Source organism: Vibrio sp. 10N.222.52.C3, from assembly GCF_041474195.1.
Lineage (GTDB): Bacteria > Pseudomonadota > Gammaproteobacteria > Enterobacterales > Vibrionaceae > Vibrio > Vibrio crassostreae_C.
This window is the reverse complement of record NZ_JBFRTQ010000047.1, coordinates 19249-34633: the sequence shown is the minus strand read 5'-3', so window position 1 is coordinate 34633 and position 15385 is coordinate 19249. Positions and strand designations below refer to the sequence as shown.

The window sequence follows — 15385 nt, the reverse complement described above, 5'->3', positions numbered from 1 at the left end:
ACTACCTAAGCCGATTCTACAGTTGATATGGGGACAACGTTACTAGCACTCAATGCGTATAGCTTATCTCCCCAAGCTTGGAACACTGACAGTTGTTCATTTAAATAATCATGGTGATTGTAGACTCGCAACATACCCGGCAGCTGGTGGCCTACAGCTTTCTCTACAGCCACAATATCGAGCCCCATCTCACTACATCGACTAATAAAGGTCCGACGAAGGTCATGCGGTGAGAAATGTTCGATATCTGATGGAATATTACGCTTAATAAGTGCTCGTATCGCTGATGGCTCTTGAACTTTATCTGAAGCGATTTGAGGCCAAACCAGCTCCCATTTGTTTGATACAAGCTTACGCTGCTCTTGGAGCTGCTCAACCAGATAGTCACTCAACGGTACTTTACGACTCTCTGGGCTCTTCGTATGTCGCTCTTCAGAGCTAGCAGGCAGCAACCAGACCCTTTCATCAAAATCCAATTCACTCCAACGCATTTCAAGTACAGCACTAATACGCTGACCACATCCAAGCAAAAAACGCATCAAGCGAATATTAGCTGGATCTGTGCGCCAGTCACCTAAGCTCGACAACAATACTTTCAACTCAGAAAAACTTAGGTTTCTCTTTGTCACATTAGAGCCACCACCAACATCTTTTGCTTTTAATTGCGGTGCTGGATGTCTATCAATCATATTCAAGGCTAAGGCATGATTGATCACCTGATTAATGATTTTGTGACAAACCCCAATCGCTCCAGCCATACGTTTTCCATCTTTATCCACCTTTGCATCAAACACTTTATTAAGGTCGATAATATTCAAGTCGACTAGGTTGATATTACCTATGTAGGGTTTGATATCACGAAGGTAAATGGATCTAGACTGGGAACTACGAAGTTGCTTTGATAAACGCTTTTCATCAAAGCTAACAAATGCATCATCAAATGTACGTGCTTCTTCTTGCTCTCGACGCTCTCTGAGTAGCTCTATCTTAGGGTTTTTATTGTTCTCTAACCAACTGCGGTAGCGTCCGGCTTCCTTCCTTGCCTGCTCCAGCGTCATACCTGTATTTGGCTTTAGTTGGACGTAGCGTCCCATAGATATTTTGTCGTGCTTTTTACCAACTTGAAAACGAAATGTCCAAGTCATCGTACCCGTAGGGCGAACTCGAATATTCAATCCCTCAATTTTCTTATCAGGAATTGAGTACTCTTTCTCTTTTGGTTTCAATGCTTGCAGTGTTGCATTACTACTAATTCGCTTTGTCATTATCAGTAACTCCTACCATTCGGGGTACGGCCCAGGGTACGGGGACCTGTGAGTTTTCATTGTACCCCTGAGGATCTCCATAGACAACCAGCAAGAACTACACCATAAAAAACAATACTTTAAGAGAAATAAATATAACCACATGTACACTGATGGACACTGTTATCCATTTACGCACCACATGGAAGCTGGCGTATTCCTAGAGCGTAAAGCGTAAGTATCGCTTTCAGGTCTAAGCCAAACAGCAGATACAAAAAAACGAGCCCATTGGCTCGTTTTTTTAATTTCTAAATCAGCTTAAGCAGTTTTGCCGATAAAGCCGAGTTTCTTACCTACCCATGCAAGAAGCAACATCGCGACAATAATCGCAAAGAAGTTTGAGCCAGCATCAGGGTGTTGTGCCTTCACAAAAGCCGAGTGGCCAAATGCACCTACAAAGAAACAAGCCAAACCTACTAGTGGAATATCTTCAGATACTGGGTTAGTTAGGTACTCTTGGTAAAGTGCTTGTACAGCCAAGACTAAAGCAATCAGTGGGAAAATAGAGAAGCCCACTTCGCTCATTGTTACCCAAGATAACAGAGCATCACCACACACACCGGCAATAACAGCAAGTACGAGTGTCTTTCTTTCTGAACCACGGTTTACAGTATTATTTTCATTCGACATTATTCAATCCCGCCTTTTAATCGGTTACGTTCACGTTCTTTACGATACCAAAAAGCCCCTTTGGCCATCATTCGCAATTGCATGATCAAGCGTTCAGCCAGTTCATCTCGCTGACGTCGATCTAAATCTAATGCTTCTGCCCCTGAGTTGAAGACCAAGATAACGGAGGCTTCAGCTTGAGTAAAAGCTTCGTCTCGTGTCATGCCAGTCGTTATCAAATATTCGGTTAACTCAGCAGAGAAGTGCTGTATCTCACGAGCTACCGCTGCACGAAACTCAAATGAAGTTCCTGAGCGCTCTCGCAATAACAGTCTGAATACGTTAGGGCTGCTTTCAATGAATTCCATAAAGGTTTCAACCGATGTACGAATCACACTGCCTTCTTTTACTATGCGTTGCCTAGCTTGACGCATTAACTGGCGCAGCAGTAAGCCACCTTCATCAACCATGGTTAAGCCAAGCTCATCCATGTCTTTGAAGTGACGATAAAAGGAAGTCGGTGCTATTCCAGCCTCACGAGCGACTTCTCTCAAGCTTAGATTGGAAAAACTACGATCGGCGCTGAGTTGGCTAAATGCTGCATCGATTAAGCTGCGACGAGTTTTTTCTTTTTGCTGTGCGCGAATGCCCATTGGTTTCATACTTTATCAATTTCTTCTTTTACAGCCTAAACAGGCATGTCTAATACTCTATTCAATATAACGCGAATCACTTATTTATATAAGGCACTCTGGTTATATAAGACACTAAACATACCTCTTTGTTCACGTACCGAAGTAAATACGTTCGAAGAAAAAATTTCAATATCCACGCTGTCATTTGGAGACATACGACATACCAAATATTATTTTTTCGATAACACTGCGTGATCCCACCGACTCTCTGATGCCCTTTTCATGTACCCGAGAACAGAATCGGTTAAAATCTCGCTAAAGCAATGTTAATCAAATATAACAAGGAAGATATCTATGCCGCACTCCAACCACTTTGATGTAATCGTAATTGGTAGTGGCCCCGGAGGAGAAGGGGCAGCGATGGGATTAACCAAAGCCGGGTTGAACGTTGCAATCATTGAGAAAGAGAGCAGCGTTGGTGGTGGTTGTACTCACTGGGGAACAATTCCTTCAAAAGCACTGCGTCATGCCGTAAGTCGTATTATCGAATTCAACAGTAATCCGCTGTTTTGTCAGAACAATAAAAGTATTCACTCAACCTTCTCCAACATTCTGGGTCATGCTAAATCAGTCATCGACAAACAGACTCGATTACGCCAAGGCTTCTACGACCGCAACCAGTGCACGTTGGTCTTTGGTACTGCACGTTTTATCGATACCAACACTGTCTCGGTAATGCAAAGCGATGGCACTGAAGAACATTACAGTGCAGACAAATTTGTTATCGCGACAGGCTCTCGCCCTTACCAACCAGATAACGTCGACTTCCTGCATGAACGTATCTACGACAGTGACTCGATTCTTTCTCTTAAACACGACCCGCAACACATCATCATCTATGGTGCTGGCGTTATTGGTTGTGAATACGCGTCGATTTTCCGCGGTTTGGGTGTAAAAACCGATCTTATCAATACTCGTGACCGTCTGTTGTCATTCCTAGACAATGAAACCTCAGATGCACTTTCTTATCACTTCTGGAACAGCGGTGTCGTGATTCGCAACGATGAAACCTTTGAGAAAATTGAAGGCACTGATGATGGCGTGATCATTCACCTAGAGTCAGGTAAAAAGATGCGCGCTGATTGCCTACTGTATGCCAATGGCCGAACGGGTAATACCGATAAACTGAACCTTGGTGCTGTTGGCTTAGAAGCGGACTCGCGTGGGCAAGTCTCAGTAAATACCAATTACCAAACCAATGTTGACCATGTTTACGCTGTCGGTGATGTGATTGGCTACCCTAGCCTAGCAAGTGCTGCTTATGACCAAGGTCGATTTGTGGCTCAAGCAATTGTGAAAGGTGAAGCTGAACGCCACCTTATCGAAGACATTCCAACCGGCATCTACACCATTCCGGAGATCAGCTCTGTTGGTAAAACCGAGCAAGAACTTACCGCAGCTAAAGTACCGTATGAAGTAGGACGTTCTTCTTTCAAACACCTAGCTCGTGCTCAAATTGCGGGTAAAGATATTGGTAGCTTGAAGATCCTGTTCCATCGCGAAACCAAAGAAATTTTAGGTATCCACGTGTTTGGTGAGCGTGCCGCTGAAATCATCCATATCGGACAAGCGATCATGGAGCAGAAAGGTGAAGCAAATACCATCGAGTACTTTGTGAATACGACCTTTAACTATCCAACGATGGCGGAAGCTTATCGTGTTGCAGCACTCAACGGGCTTAACCGTTTATTCTAGATATAGAACCAATAGGAGTATTTGACCACCCATAGGCCAAATGCATAAAACAGCAAGCCATGCGCTTGCTGTTTTTATTTAAGATATTGAATGTTAAGGTATTGATAGTAATTAGATCATGATGTTCTAAATACCCCTTTACCTGTACAGCCTCATTTACTCTCCACAAACAGAGCCCTCGAGCTAAGCGAGAAACTCCCCTTTCTTCCACTGAGAAACAAACAACACACCAAGACCAATTCCGCGCATTGCCATAAAGCTCAGCATCGCTAACCACAGTGCATGGTTCTCTAAACCTGATGCTAAATAGAAAATCGCGAAGAAACTGCAGGTCGCAACAAACATACTATTGCGCATATCCTTGCCCTTAGTTGCTCCAACAAAAATACCATCCAACAAGAAGCACCACATAGACACCAATGGCATTGCGATTAACCACGGTAAATACACCTCGGCTTGACTCTTCACGTCTGGGATTGTGGTGATCATATTGATTAAGCTCGAGCCAACGAGTGCGAACACTATGGTCAGTACCAAACAAATATTGAAGCTCCAGAAGAAAGTTCCAATCAATGACTGGTTCAGCTCATCTTTGTCTTTCGCGCCTATCGCCTTACCGACCATCGCTTCCATTGCGTAGGCAAAGCCATCCATCCCATAAGAGATGATCATCAAGAAACTCATCAACACGGCATTGGCCGCAACAACATCATCGCCAAAGCTTGCACCTTGGAAGGTCATGAAAGTGAAAGTCGCTTGTAGGCATAATGAACGAAGAAAGATATCGCGATTCAATTTCACGAAACGACTCAAACCTTGGCTGGTTTTCTTAAGCAGATCCCATGGCGATGGTAACTGCTTCTTCGCCCAGATTCGGTAAACACAAATTAGGCCAAATGTTAGACCGGCATAATCAGCCATTACAGATGCCAATGCAGCACCTTCCACTTGCCACCCTAAGCCGATAACAAAAACGATATCCAAAACGATATTGGTGATATTGGTGATGATCACCATCCACATTGGCGCTTTGGCGTTTTGAGTCCCGAGCAGCCAACCTAGAATCACAAAGTTAGTCAGCGCGGCAGGTGCACTCCAAGCGCGGATTGAGAAATATTGCTGACCATAGTGCTTAACTTGATCACTGGCGCTACTCAATGAGAAAACTAAATCGGCGACTAAACTGTGTAAAAGTAAAAAGACACCAGCAAACCCTAAGGCCATGGTCACGCCTTGCACAAAAACTAAGCCTAGTTGCTTGCCATCATTCGCACCATAAGATTGTGCAGCTAGCCCTGTTGTCGACATACGCAGGAAACCAAGCAACCAAAAGGTCACGCTGATCATTGTGCCGCCCAGCGCCACACCACCTAAATACCAAGAGTGCTCTAGGTGACCGATAACCGCCGCATCGACTAAGCCCAACAGTGGAACAGTAATATTAGAGAGAACCATCGGGATCGCGAGCAACAGCACTTTTTTATGCATCGCCTGATTGGATAGCGTTTGAAAAATAGTTTGGGGATTAAATAACTTCACGATCACCTCTTAGATTAGAGGCGATAGTTTAACCTAGTGGGTGGGCTTTCACTATGTTGTGGAATTTTACTTATACCGGCTATGTACTCAGTTACTCGAAATACAAAACACCTAGGATTACCACTTAACGAGCACTAACTGCGGCGTTAAACGCTTTTTGACCTGAGAGATCTTACAAAGAAGTCGCTGCCACAATTTCCAACGGTTGCATTTTTGGTCTAGTGGAGAAAACGCTTTTACCCATTGTGCCCATGGCAACCAATTGAGAACACTGTCTATTGGAGAAGATAGGCCATGCGCATACTTTCCTGAACCAAGTTTTTGCCCCAACGTACTTGAGCTTTTATCTCCAGCTAAGACTAAACACGCATGTGCATGAGTAAAGTAGCGACTCAAAGACTGAATGAAGTTCGCCGTCTGCTGTTCATTGCAATCCAGCAGAGCATGTTCACACACCACCATCACCGAGGCTTGTTCTGGAATATTGAGTTCATCCAACCAAGTCAGGTCATCGACAGAACCACACTCCAAACGATAGCGTTCATTTTTGTGGAACAGACGTTGGCGCCACACAAGGTTTTCCGTGACATCCAGCTCAACCCAATGGCAGCGTCCATTATCTAAACGGTAGAAGCGGGTATCGAGCCCTGCTCCAACATTGATGATCCAAGCATCTGGGTTGTGAGATAGAAATTGCTGAACTTGAGAGTCACAAAGTTGAGTCAGTGTTGCGTAGAGAAGTTGTTGTTGGTCTAGCTCGCCAGTAAGACATTCAGGTGCGAGCTGGCAACGCTTGCAGGCTTGAGCTGCGATGGGGTCATAAACGAGACCATCATCGGCTAGGCTTTCACGACTACGAAACCAAAGATGTTGAACGAGGTTGGTCGGAACTTGGAATTCTTGATGTACAGACCCTTGTTCAGAAGAAGCCTTTTGAACAGAGGAGCGCGGCTTACGAGTAAGCGGCTTCATTTGAGGTTTGGTTGGGTTTGGCATCATCATCTTCCTTGTATCTCGACAAAGAAGATGATAATGAATATCAATTACAATGACAAGTTATTGAGAATAAATATCAATAAGCTATTTGTACTGACTACATCCAGTCGGTGTTGCGAATAATACCAACCGCAAGCCCTTCAATAGACAAGTGTTGAGATTCTAGATCGACATGGATTGGAGAAAACTCTTCATTTTCAGCATGTAACAGAACCGTTGAACCTTTACGTTCTAGGCGTTTTACCGTTACATCATCATCGACACGAGCCACTACAACCTGACCATCGCGTACATCTTGTGTTTTATGAACAGCTAATAAATCACCATCCATAATACCGATGTCTTTCATACTTTCGCCATTTACACGAAGTAAGAAGTCAGCTTGTGGTTTAAACATGCCTGGATCAACTTGGTAATGCATTTCTACATGCTCTTGAGCCAAGATAGGCTCACCAGCGGCAACCTGACCGATTAATGGTAAACCTTGCTCTTCGTTTGCTGCATCTTCAAGCAAAATACGAATACCGCGAGACGCACCCGGGATAATCTCAATCGCTTCTTTACGAGCAAGAGCTTTCAAATGTTCTTCTGCAGCATTAGCAGAACGGAAGCCTAGTTCACGCGCGATTTCTGCACGTGTCGGTGGCATACCGGAATCTTCGATCTTACCTTTGATAAGGTCAAAGACTTGTTGCTGGCGGGGCGTTAACGGCTTCATGATTCACCTGTCTTTTTATACAGTTGACTGTGAGTATATCCAGTAACTGAACAAAAGCAAAGCAATTGGTTGTTTTTAGTTCATTTTTAGCAAATTACAAAAACAGGATCTCTAGCCACACATAACCTGCGAGTGCCAAACAGATGAAAACTGCTGCCGACCCGACATCTTTAGCCATCCCAGAAAGCTCATGATGTTCACTGCCGATTCGGTCGACAACCGCTTCAATCGCGGTATTGATTAGCTCGACAACCATCACCAATACCACCGATGAGATCATTAAGATTCGTTCAACTTGGCTTACATCTAGGTAAAATGCCAACGGAATAAGCACGACCGCCATGAACACTTCCTGTCGAAATGCAGCCTCATTTTTAAACGAACTCGTAATGCCTTGCCATGAAAAGCCTGCTGCTTTGATGATGCGTTTGAATCCGGTGTTTGATTTTTTGGTCATTTTTAACCCTATACTCAATCAGTCGATGAATGATTTTCCACAAACTTAACGGCAATATGACTATTTCCATTAAAAGGTTAGACCAGTTTCTGGTATTCTTGCATCGATTAAATTTACGCCTAGGCTTATCCCTATTTCACTCATAGGATTTATCCTTTTTATCAGAGAAATAGAGATACGCTTCAGCACATTGAAATAACTATTGAGGCAGTGAACCTATATGTCTTCTGGACAATCTTTTTCACGTTCATTAATGAAGCTACCTTTATCCGTATTGGTAAAGGGCACATCAATTCCTTCAAACCCTGTTGAGGATTTGAACATTGATTTGAGCAAACCGATTGTATACGCCTTACCGTTTCGCTCAAGTGTCGACATTCTTACATTGCAAAAACATGCACTTGAATTAGGCCTACCTGATCCGTTGAGCAAGCTTGAAATCAACGGCAAATCACTGCAACGCTACGTTTTCATCTCTTCTCGCAAAACTCTGCTGCAAGACGATGATTATGTACCAAGCTCTTCAATTGAAGTGTTCTCTGAATTGCTTTCACTGCACGCCGACGACTCTGAACTCGATGTTCAAGTTATCCCTGCTACCGTTTTGTGGGGGCGCAAACCCGGTAAAGAGACTAACCAGAAACCTTACCTACAAGCAATGAATGGCTTAGAAAAATCAAAAGCGGTATTGCTCGCAGGTCGTGACTGTCTAGTTCGCTTTAGTCCTGTGGTATCTCTTCGCTACATGGCAAACTCACACGGTACCGACAGCACCATCGCGCACAAACTGGCGCGTGTAGCGCGTATCCACTTCTCTCGCCAAAAACTTGCTGCATCAGGCCCTAACCTTCCAAGCCGCCAAGCGCTGTTTGATCGCCTACTCAAATCAGAAGCGATCAAGAAAGCAATTGAAGACGAAGCACAAGCAAAGAACATCTCGATCGAGAAAGCGAGCAAAGAAGCCCAAGACATCATGGACGAGATTGCTGCAAACTTCTCTTACTCGCTGATCAAGCGTGGTGAGAAGATTCTGGGTTGGTTGTGGAATAAGCTTTACCAAGGCCTGCATATCAGCAACGCTTCAACGGTTCGTAAATTGGCTCAAGATGGTCACGAGATTGTTTATGTGCCTTGTCACCGTAGCCACATGGATTACTTGTTGCTTTCTTATGTGCTTTACCACGAAGGCATGGTGCCTCCGCATATCGCGGCGGGTATCAACCTCAACTTCTTCCCTGCCGGTCCTATTTTCCGTCATGGTGGTGCATTCTTTATTCGTCGTAGCTTCAAAGGCAACAAGCTGTACTCGACGATTTTCCGTGAATACCTAGCGGAATTGTTCGCTAAAGGTTACTCAGTAGAGTACTTCAGTGAAGGTGGTCGTTCTCGTACAGGTCGTCTATTGCAGGCAAAAACGGGCATGCTAGCGATGACCATTCAGGCAATGCTACGTGGTATGAACCGTCCTGTTACTTTGGTCCCTGTGTACATTGGTTATGAACACGTGATGGAAGTGGCGACTTACGCGAAAGAACTTCGTGGCAAGCGTAAAGAGAAAGAAAACGCGAGCTTAGTGATTCGTACCATTCGTAAGCTACGTAACTTTGGTAAAGGCTACGTGAACTTCGGTGAGCCGATTCAACTGAACCAATACCTGAATGAACACTCACCTGAGTGGACCAAAGACATCGACCCAATGGGCACCAGTAAACCACAATGGATGAATCCAGTGGTTAATGACCTGGCGACCAAAATGATGACGCACATTAACGATGCCGCGGCGACCAACGCATTGACCCTTTGTGCAACCGCGCTATTGGCCTCAAGACAGCGCGCATTGTCTCGTGACTCTTTGGTTTCTCAGATCAATTGCTACCTGTCTCTGCTTAAGAACGTTCCATATTCAGCAACGTTCACTGTGCCAAAAGACAGCGCTGAAGATTTGGTAAAACATGCTGAATCACTGAACAAGTTCTTGATTGAATCAGACTCAATGGGCGACATTATTTCGCTAGACCGTCACCAGTCAATTCTGATGACCTACTACCGAAACAACATCATTCACTTGTTCGCTCTGCCATCTTTAATTGCCCAGATGACCATTCGTCAGCGCGGTTTATCGATTGAAGCGATTCAAAAGAATGTTGCAGCAATTTACCCGTTCTTAAAGAAAGAGCTGTTCTTAAGCTACGACGAATCACAGCTTGAAGGCGTAGTATCAAACATCATTGATGAACTTGTTAGCCAGGGCATGATTGTTGTGTCTGACAATGAAGTGACGATCAACCAATCGAACAGCCAAGCTCTTATGCTGTTAGGCCGTACGATTTCAGAAACTCTACAGCGCTACTCTATTGCTCTAAACTTGCTGGCAGAGAATCCGGAACTGGACAAATCTGACCTTGAGCAGAAAAGCCAAGACATCGCACAGCGACTTGGTCGATTGCATGGTATCAATGCTCCCGAATTCTTCGATAAAGGCGTGTTTGCTTCTATGTTCGCAACGTTGAAGCAGCAACAGTACCTAGATAACGACGGCAACTGCGATTTAGAGAAGACTCAGCAATTCGCTAAGCTTCTTTACTCGATGCTTTACCCAGAAGTCCGTCTGACTATTCAAGAGAGTATTCACCAAGTCGAGTAATTCCTGTATATAGCAGGGCTCTGATAGCAGATTCAACGCGATCAAAAAAGGCACCCACTGGGTGCCTTTTTCTTGAATATTCGTTTGATAAAAACTGATGCTTACCAGAAGGTAACGAACAAACCGACCGTTACGGCCATGCCAACATAGTTGTTATTTAGAAAAGCTTGAAAACATAAGTCTCGGTCACGATGCCGCATCAAATGTTGTTGGTACACAAACAAGCTGCCTGCGGCTAACAATGCCCAATAGAAAGTATCACCCAATTGGTAGTGCATACCTAACACAATCAGCATCGCTAGAGTAACAAGTTGCAAAGAGCCGACGATAAGCTTATCGAAGCGACCAAATAAAATAGCCGTCGATTTAATACCAATCTTCAGGTCATCATCTCGGTCTACCATCGCATATTGCGTGTCGTAAGCAACCGTCCACAAAGCATTAATAACGAAGATAAACCAAACAATACTTGGTAGTTCATTGGTTTGTGCAGCCCATGCCATTGGTATCGCCCAACTAAACGCTAAGCCGAGGAACAACTGTGGAAGATGTGTAAAACGCTTCATGAAAGGGTAAATGAACGCCAGACCCACACCAATAAATGAGAGCTTAATGGTCAGTGGATTCATGGTGAGTACTAGCAAAAATGAAACTACGGCTAGCACTAAAAAGAGCAGAATCGCTTCCTTACTGGAAACCAAACCTGAGGGTAATGGACGCTGCTTGGTGCGTTTAACATGGCCATCCACTTTACGGTCCGCAAAATCATTGATCACACAGCCAGCTGAACGCATCAACACGACGCCGAGTACGAAAACAACCAAGACATCAAAATCAGGCATACCTTGTGCGGCGATAATCAGCGACCACAAAGTCGGCCAAAGGAGTAACAGAGTACCAATCGGGCGATTCATTCGCGTTAATTGCCAGTACGCCTTCGCTTTGGTGGCAAACATTTACACACTCTCCTTAGAGTAAATGGGTGATGTTGGTAAAAACAGTTCTGCCACAAGCATCGGTTTATGGTTCATCCATAATCGAGAGCGACGCGCGAGTAAACACTCATCACCTGCGATAACCCAACCGACTTGCAGCGCATCCCGCTCGACATTCTCAGCACTAAACACCGTTAGTCCAAGCGGGACATTTCCTTGTTGAGAAAGGTCGGAGTGTTGATGATCTTCTAACGTCACACGGGGAATCAAGGTTCGACCTAGCACCCATGGGGCATCATCACCCTTCAAAATCACTTTACGCAGCAAGCAATCAAATGATGATAAAAGATGTTCCTCGTCTTGTTGCAGCATTGAGCGTTCTACAACTTGATTATGAAGCAACTCAACAGACAGGTGCTGACAGCACTTCCCCAACTTGCGGGAAAGAGAACCTTGCTCCATCAGCCACTCTTTGGTGGTTTCATTAGGAAAATCAAATGTTTCTGTACTTTGCCAATCTACATTCATTAACGAATTAAGATACAGCGATATTGGCTGATTCATACTAGTATTCAATAGGTGACTTTACACGTACAATAAAGCTTCAACTTTCGAACAAAATTAAAGCGTTCTTCGAATTGTAAACGTATTTAGATTTAGACCGCTCATTGTAACAAGACTAATGCGTTTCGAATATCGCGAATAAACTAAAGAAAAGTCACAAATATGCACAAACGTTATGTAGCCCAAATATTTCTTGCGATTACCCTACTCTTTTCAGCATCAAGTTTCGCGGAAGAGGAGTCGGCAGCTAAACTCGCCTACTTCACGCTAGAGCCAGACCTGACCACCAATTTTTACACTAAAGGTAAAAAACTGGGCTACATTCAGGTTCGCCTCGACATCATGGTGGCAAATAGTAGCGACTTGGCCGCTATTGAGCATCACCAACCACTGATTCGCGATGCGGTGATTGAATTGCTTGGCAAACAAAACGAAGAAACCATTAAATCTCTATCTGGCCGTGAAGACTTAAGAAAATCCTTAGTTGAACACCTCAACAAGATTTTGCTTCCAGAGACAGGTAAAACCCTGATTGCTGACTTACTGTTTACCAAATACCTTTATCAGTAATGATGTAAAACGAATCCCAATAAAAAAGCGGCTCATCTGGCCGCTTTTTTTGTCTCTATCGTTTGGCTACTCATTAGAAGATATGAATTAGCTTCTTGCCGAGCTTGGTGCTTTCATCGCATCGATAAAGCCAATAATCACACCAGCGGCTAGACCAGCTAAATGCGCCGTATTGGCGATAGCCATAAATGGCTGCATGTACCCAAGCACCAACCACACCAACATAAAGCCGACAATCTGTCTTGGGATACCTAAACCAAGTTGTGGCGCCTTCGCACCAACCACCCATAAGTAACCAACCAAGGCATACACAACACCAGACAAACCACCGAAGTTCGCCCCTTCAACCCAATACTGCCCAGCACCTGAAAGCGCAGAAGAGACAGCAAAGATCTGAAGTAGCTTGAGGCTGCCAAGTTTCTTCTCAATGTCTCCACCTAGCTGCCACCACCACAAAATATTAAATGCGATGTGCATAACAGAGAAATGTAGAACGGCATGACTCAACCAACGCCACAGCTGCCATTGCTGTCCATCCACCGCTGGGAAATGTAGGGCATTGAAAATAGCTTGGCCAAAACCGATCTGTTGCAGCGCAAAAATCACCACACACACCAACATCAGGCTTAGTGTCACTGGGCCTGCTTTGGCTTTGATCATGCCCATGAAGCTTGGCGTGTGGTAATGGAAGTTGCTCTTTCTGGTCTCTGCCATGTCCCAAGATGCAGCTTGATAGCGCTTATGATTGGGCTCAGCCAGAAAACGATTCAGCTCAGCTTCGGTTTCAACCTGAAATTGGCCATCAAGAAGCCAAAGAGCAAAACGCCCTTCTCCCTCTGGAGACATCTGAATAGGGATCTGACGAGAGGCCATATAATCAATAAATGCTTGAGCAAGACGTGGATTGTCTAACACCATCAATCTAATCATTGTTACTTCCTATTCATTCTATGAGGGATGCTTGAGGCGGTTCAGGTGATGAAAGTCATTAACCTGCGATCACTGGAAGTTCAGCACGATGCCAAGCTTCGAAACCACCATCAACACTATATACCTCTTCAAAGCCTTGGTTCACTAAATATTGTGCCGCACCTTGGCTACTGATGCCGTGGTAGCACATCACTAAGATAGGTTGTTCGAACTCAACCTCATCCATGAATGACACCATCGTATCGTTAGTCAGGTGGTAGGCTGTTTTTGGGTGGGCAACCGCAAAAGACTGCGGGTCACGTATATCGACAAGTCGAGCTTCGCCTTGTTCGATGAGGGCTTGAGCGCCTTTAACATCGATATGTTTAAACTGGTCCATGACTTTCTCTTTTTATACTGATTTACTTTGCTGCCATTGTAACCTATCCCAAGGCTAACATTCACATCCACTTAATAAGGTTATCCACCAGCGATCACTTTTACACCATTTGTGGATAAATCTGTGAATTGCGTGAATAAAGTGTCTTTTCAAAAATAGATCCACAACATGTAGTAATGATCCTGATCTAACTGTGGGTTAACTGAAACATATCCCCACTCGAAAAACCCCGTCAAAGCCTTACTACACACTGCTTTTAGATAGCTGACGAATAAACTTCTCACAGAGTTATCCACAAAATCATTTTGCAAATTTCGATCGCAAAAGTTGAGAAATCGATCCAAAACAAAAAGGCCGAGATCTCTCGATCTCGGCCTTTTCAAAATTCAGCTATTTGTTAGCTCTACTAGAAAGTAGAAGCTAATAGAAACTAGATGCTATTAGAAATCACCAACGGCTTGTTTCAATTTCTTCATCGCATTCTTTTCTAACTGGCGAACACGCTCAGCTGAGATACTGTAGGTATCCGCTAAGTCTTGCAGGGTTGCCTTGTTGTCGTCTAACCAACGTGAGCGAACAATGTGTTGGCTACGCTCGTCTAAGCTTGCTAGTGCTAGCCCTAGGCGATTATTGGTGTGTGACTCCCAGTTAGCCGCTTCAACCGTCTCAGCAACGTCTGACGCCTTGTCTTCTAGGTAGTAAACTGGAGCAGTGTAAGCAGAACCGCCATCGTCATCGTCCATAGGCGCTTCAAACGTCGCATCTTGTGCTGCTAAGCGAGATTCCATCTCACGAACTTCTGAAGGCTCAACACCCAGTTCACGAGCAACCGTCTCAACTTCACCGTTATTGAACCAACCCAAACGCTTTTTAGACTTACGAAGGTTAAAGAACAGTTTACGCTGTGCCTTAGTGGTCGCAATTTTAACGATACGCCAGTTACGTAGAACGTATTCATGGATTTCAGCTTTGATCCAGTGAACAGCAAACGAGACGAGACGAACACCAACTTCTGGATTGAAGCGCTTAACAGCCTTCATCAAGCCGATGTTACCTTCTTGGACGAGATCAGCCATTGGTAGCCCGTAGCCAGAGTAGCCTCTTGCAACGTGCACCACGAATCTTAGGTGGGAAAGGATCAAGCCTTTCGCAGCGTCGATCTCACCTTTGTAATGTAATCGCTCTGCAAGTCCACGTTCCTCTTCAGGAGTCAGCATAGGGTAGCTGTTCGCTGAGCGGATATAGCTATCTAAACTATCTTGTGTGACTAAAGCCATTTGATACGCTTGGTTTGCCATTCGGTTCCTCATCAATCTCTGATCTGGAGTAATACATCTATTAAAACCCTAC

The 15385-nt window shown here is 44.4% G+C and carries 15 protein-coding genes; 3 read left to right on the top strand and 12 right to left on the bottom strand.

Features of this window, described 5'->3' with window-relative positions; all coding sequences use genetic code 11:
* Nucleotides 1-5: 5 nt before the first annotated feature.
* The 3 genes from AB4517_RS08760 to fabR all read right to left on the bottom strand — a co-directional run bounded on the left by AB4517_RS08760 (nucleotide 6) and on the right by fabR (nucleotide 2575).
* Complete coding sequence (locus tag AB4517_RS08760) at nucleotides 6-1265, bottom strand: tyrosine-type recombinase/integrase (RefSeq protein WP_372148208.1); 1260 nt, start codon at nucleotides 1263-1265, stop codon at nucleotides 6-8.
* A gap of 297 nt (nucleotides 1266-1562) precedes the next feature.
* Complete coding sequence (locus AB4517_RS08755; RefSeq protein ID WP_017061049.1) at nucleotides 1563-1934, bottom strand: YijD family membrane protein; 372 nt, start codon at nucleotides 1932-1934, stop codon at nucleotides 1563-1565.
* A complete protein-coding gene (gene fabR, locus AB4517_RS08750) occupies nucleotides 1934-2575 on the bottom strand; it encodes an HTH-type transcriptional repressor FabR (RefSeq protein ID WP_010438693.1) in 642 nt (213 codons plus the stop codon). Before fabR ends, AB4517_RS08755 begins: the two co-directional genes overlap by 1 nt.
* A 327-nt stretch (nucleotides 2576-2902) precedes the next feature.
* Between fabR and sthA the strand changes: the two genes are divergently transcribed.
* Nucleotides 2903-4303, top strand: coding sequence for a Si-specific NAD(P)(+) transhydrogenase (gene sthA, locus AB4517_RS08745; RefSeq protein ID WP_017061048.1), 1401 nt, complete (start codon nucleotides 2903-2905; stop codon nucleotides 4301-4303).
* Between the two features lie 183 nt (nucleotides 4304-4486).
* Here sthA and dinF read toward each other — a convergent pair whose 3' ends face one another.
* From dinF to AB4517_RS08725, 4 genes are all read right to left on the bottom strand, one after another.
* The gene (gene dinF / locus AB4517_RS08740) at nucleotides 4487-5842 is read right to left on the bottom strand and encodes an MATE family efflux transporter DinF (RefSeq protein WP_017061047.1); all 1356 of its coding nucleotides are present in this window, start codon (nucleotides 5840-5842) and stop codon (nucleotides 4487-4489) included.
* A gap of 117 nt (nucleotides 5843-5959) precedes the next feature.
* Complete coding sequence (locus AB4517_RS08735) at nucleotides 5960-6838, bottom strand: class I SAM-dependent methyltransferase (RefSeq protein ID WP_017061046.1); 879 nt, start codon at nucleotides 6836-6838, stop codon at nucleotides 5960-5962.
* Between the two features lie 97 nt (nucleotides 6839-6935).
* Entirely contained in the window at nucleotides 6936-7556 is a 621-nt protein-coding gene (gene lexA, locus AB4517_RS08730; RefSeq protein ID WP_019820514.1) for a transcriptional repressor LexA, read from the bottom strand.
* Nucleotides 7557-7650: 94 nt separating this feature from the next.
* Nucleotides 7651-8013 (bottom strand): diacylglycerol kinase, encoded by a 363-nt coding sequence (locus AB4517_RS08725; RefSeq protein ID WP_017061045.1) that lies wholly within the window; start codon nucleotides 8011-8013, stop codon nucleotides 7651-7653.
* Nucleotides 8014-8233: 220 nt separating this feature from the next.
* Here AB4517_RS08725 and plsB point away from each other — a divergent pair, with 220 nt between their 5' ends.
* Nucleotides 8234-10657, top strand: coding sequence for a glycerol-3-phosphate 1-O-acyltransferase PlsB (plsB, locus tag AB4517_RS08720; protein WP_372148207.1), 2424 nt, complete (start codon nucleotides 8234-8236; stop codon nucleotides 10655-10657).
* Between the two features lie 101 nt (nucleotides 10658-10758).
* Here the strand turns inward: plsB and ubiA are convergent, their stop codons facing one another.
* Complete coding sequence (gene ubiA / locus AB4517_RS08715) at nucleotides 10759-11613, bottom strand: 4-hydroxybenzoate octaprenyltransferase (RefSeq protein WP_010438705.1); 855 nt, start codon at nucleotides 11611-11613, stop codon at nucleotides 10759-10761.
* On the bottom strand, nucleotides 11614-12156 hold the full coding sequence (locus tag AB4517_RS08710; RefSeq protein WP_198589248.1) for a chorismate lyase: 543 nt from the start codon (nucleotides 12154-12156) through the stop codon (nucleotides 11614-11616). It lies immediately after the preceding gene.
* Nucleotides 12157-12318: 162 nt separating this feature from the next.
* Between AB4517_RS08710 and AB4517_RS08705 the strand changes: the two genes are divergently transcribed.
* Nucleotides 12319-12726: a flagellar basal body-associated protein FliL gene (locus AB4517_RS08705; protein WP_017063771.1), complete on the top strand. Its 408-nt coding sequence runs from the start codon at nucleotides 12319-12321 to the stop codon at nucleotides 12724-12726.
* 87 nt (nucleotides 12727-12813) lie between these two features.
* On the opposite strand, the gene glpG is transcribed toward AB4517_RS08705, so the two are convergent.
* The 3 genes from glpG to rpoH all read right to left on the bottom strand — a co-directional run bounded on the left by glpG (nucleotide 12814) and on the right by rpoH (nucleotide 15333).
* Nucleotides 12814-13656, bottom strand: coding sequence for a rhomboid family intramembrane serine protease GlpG (gene glpG / locus AB4517_RS08700; protein ID WP_017063770.1), 843 nt, complete (start codon nucleotides 13654-13656; stop codon nucleotides 12814-12816).
* A 58-nt stretch (nucleotides 13657-13714) separates the two neighbouring features.
* A complete protein-coding gene (glpE, locus tag AB4517_RS08695; RefSeq protein ID WP_017061039.1) occupies nucleotides 13715-14035 on the bottom strand; it encodes a thiosulfate sulfurtransferase GlpE in 321 nt (106 codons plus the stop codon).
* Nucleotides 14036-14475: 440 nt separating this feature from the next.
* Complete coding sequence (gene rpoH / locus AB4517_RS08690; protein WP_017055518.1) at nucleotides 14476-15333, bottom strand: RNA polymerase sigma factor RpoH; 858 nt, start codon at nucleotides 15331-15333, stop codon at nucleotides 14476-14478.
* Between the last annotated feature and the right edge of the window lie 52 nt (nucleotides 15334-15385).

Excerpts from the sequence above, each read along its gene's own strand:
- rpoH (WP_017055518.1), bottom strand. The coding sequence starts at position 15,333 with ATGGCAAACCAAGCGTATCAAATGGCTTTAGTCACACAAGATAGTTTA.
- lexA (WP_019820514.1), bottom strand. The coding sequence starts at position 7,556 with ATGAAGCCGTTAACGCCCCGCCAGCAACAAGTCTTTGACCTTATCAAA.
- plsB (WP_372148207.1), top strand. The coding sequence starts at position 8,234 with ATGTCTTCTGGACAATCTTTTTCACGTTCATTAATGAAGCTACCTTTA.
- AB4517_RS08705 (WP_017063771.1), top strand. The coding sequence starts at position 12,319 with ATGCACAAACGTTATGTAGCCCAAATATTTCTTGCGATTACCCTACTC.
- glpG (WP_017063770.1), bottom strand. The coding sequence starts at position 13,656 with ATGATTAGATTGATGGTGTTAGACAATCCACGTCTTGCTCAAGCATTT.
- ubiA (WP_010438705.1), bottom strand. The coding sequence starts at position 11,613 with ATGTTTGCCACCAAAGCGAAGGCGTACTGGCAATTAACGCGAATGAAT.
- AB4517_RS08725 (WP_017061045.1), bottom strand. The coding sequence starts at position 8,013 with ATGACCAAAAAATCAAACACCGGATTCAAACGCATCATCAAAGCAGCA.
- glpE (WP_017061039.1), bottom strand. The coding sequence starts at position 14,035 with ATGGACCAGTTTAAACATATCGATGTTAAAGGCGCTCAAGCCCTCATC.
- AB4517_RS08735 (WP_017061046.1), bottom strand. The coding sequence starts at position 6,838 with ATGCCAAACCCAACCAAACCTCAAATGAAGCCGCTTACTCGTAAGCCG.
- fabR (WP_010438693.1), bottom strand. The coding sequence starts at position 2,575 with ATGAAACCAATGGGCATTCGCGCACAGCAAAAAGAAAAAACTCGTCGC.
- AB4517_RS08710 (WP_198589248.1), bottom strand. The coding sequence starts at position 12,156 with ATGAATCAGCCAATATCGCTGTATCTTAATTCGTTAATGAATGTAGAT.
- AB4517_RS08755 (WP_017061049.1), bottom strand. The coding sequence starts at position 1,934 with ATGTCGAATGAAAATAATACTGTAAACCGTGGTTCAGAAAGAAAGACA.
- sthA (WP_017061048.1), top strand. The coding sequence starts at position 2,903 with ATGCCGCACTCCAACCACTTTGATGTAATCGTAATTGGTAGTGGCCCC.
- AB4517_RS08760 (WP_372148208.1), bottom strand. The coding sequence starts at position 1,265 with ATGACAAAGCGAATTAGTAGTAATGCAACACTGCAAGCATTGAAACCA.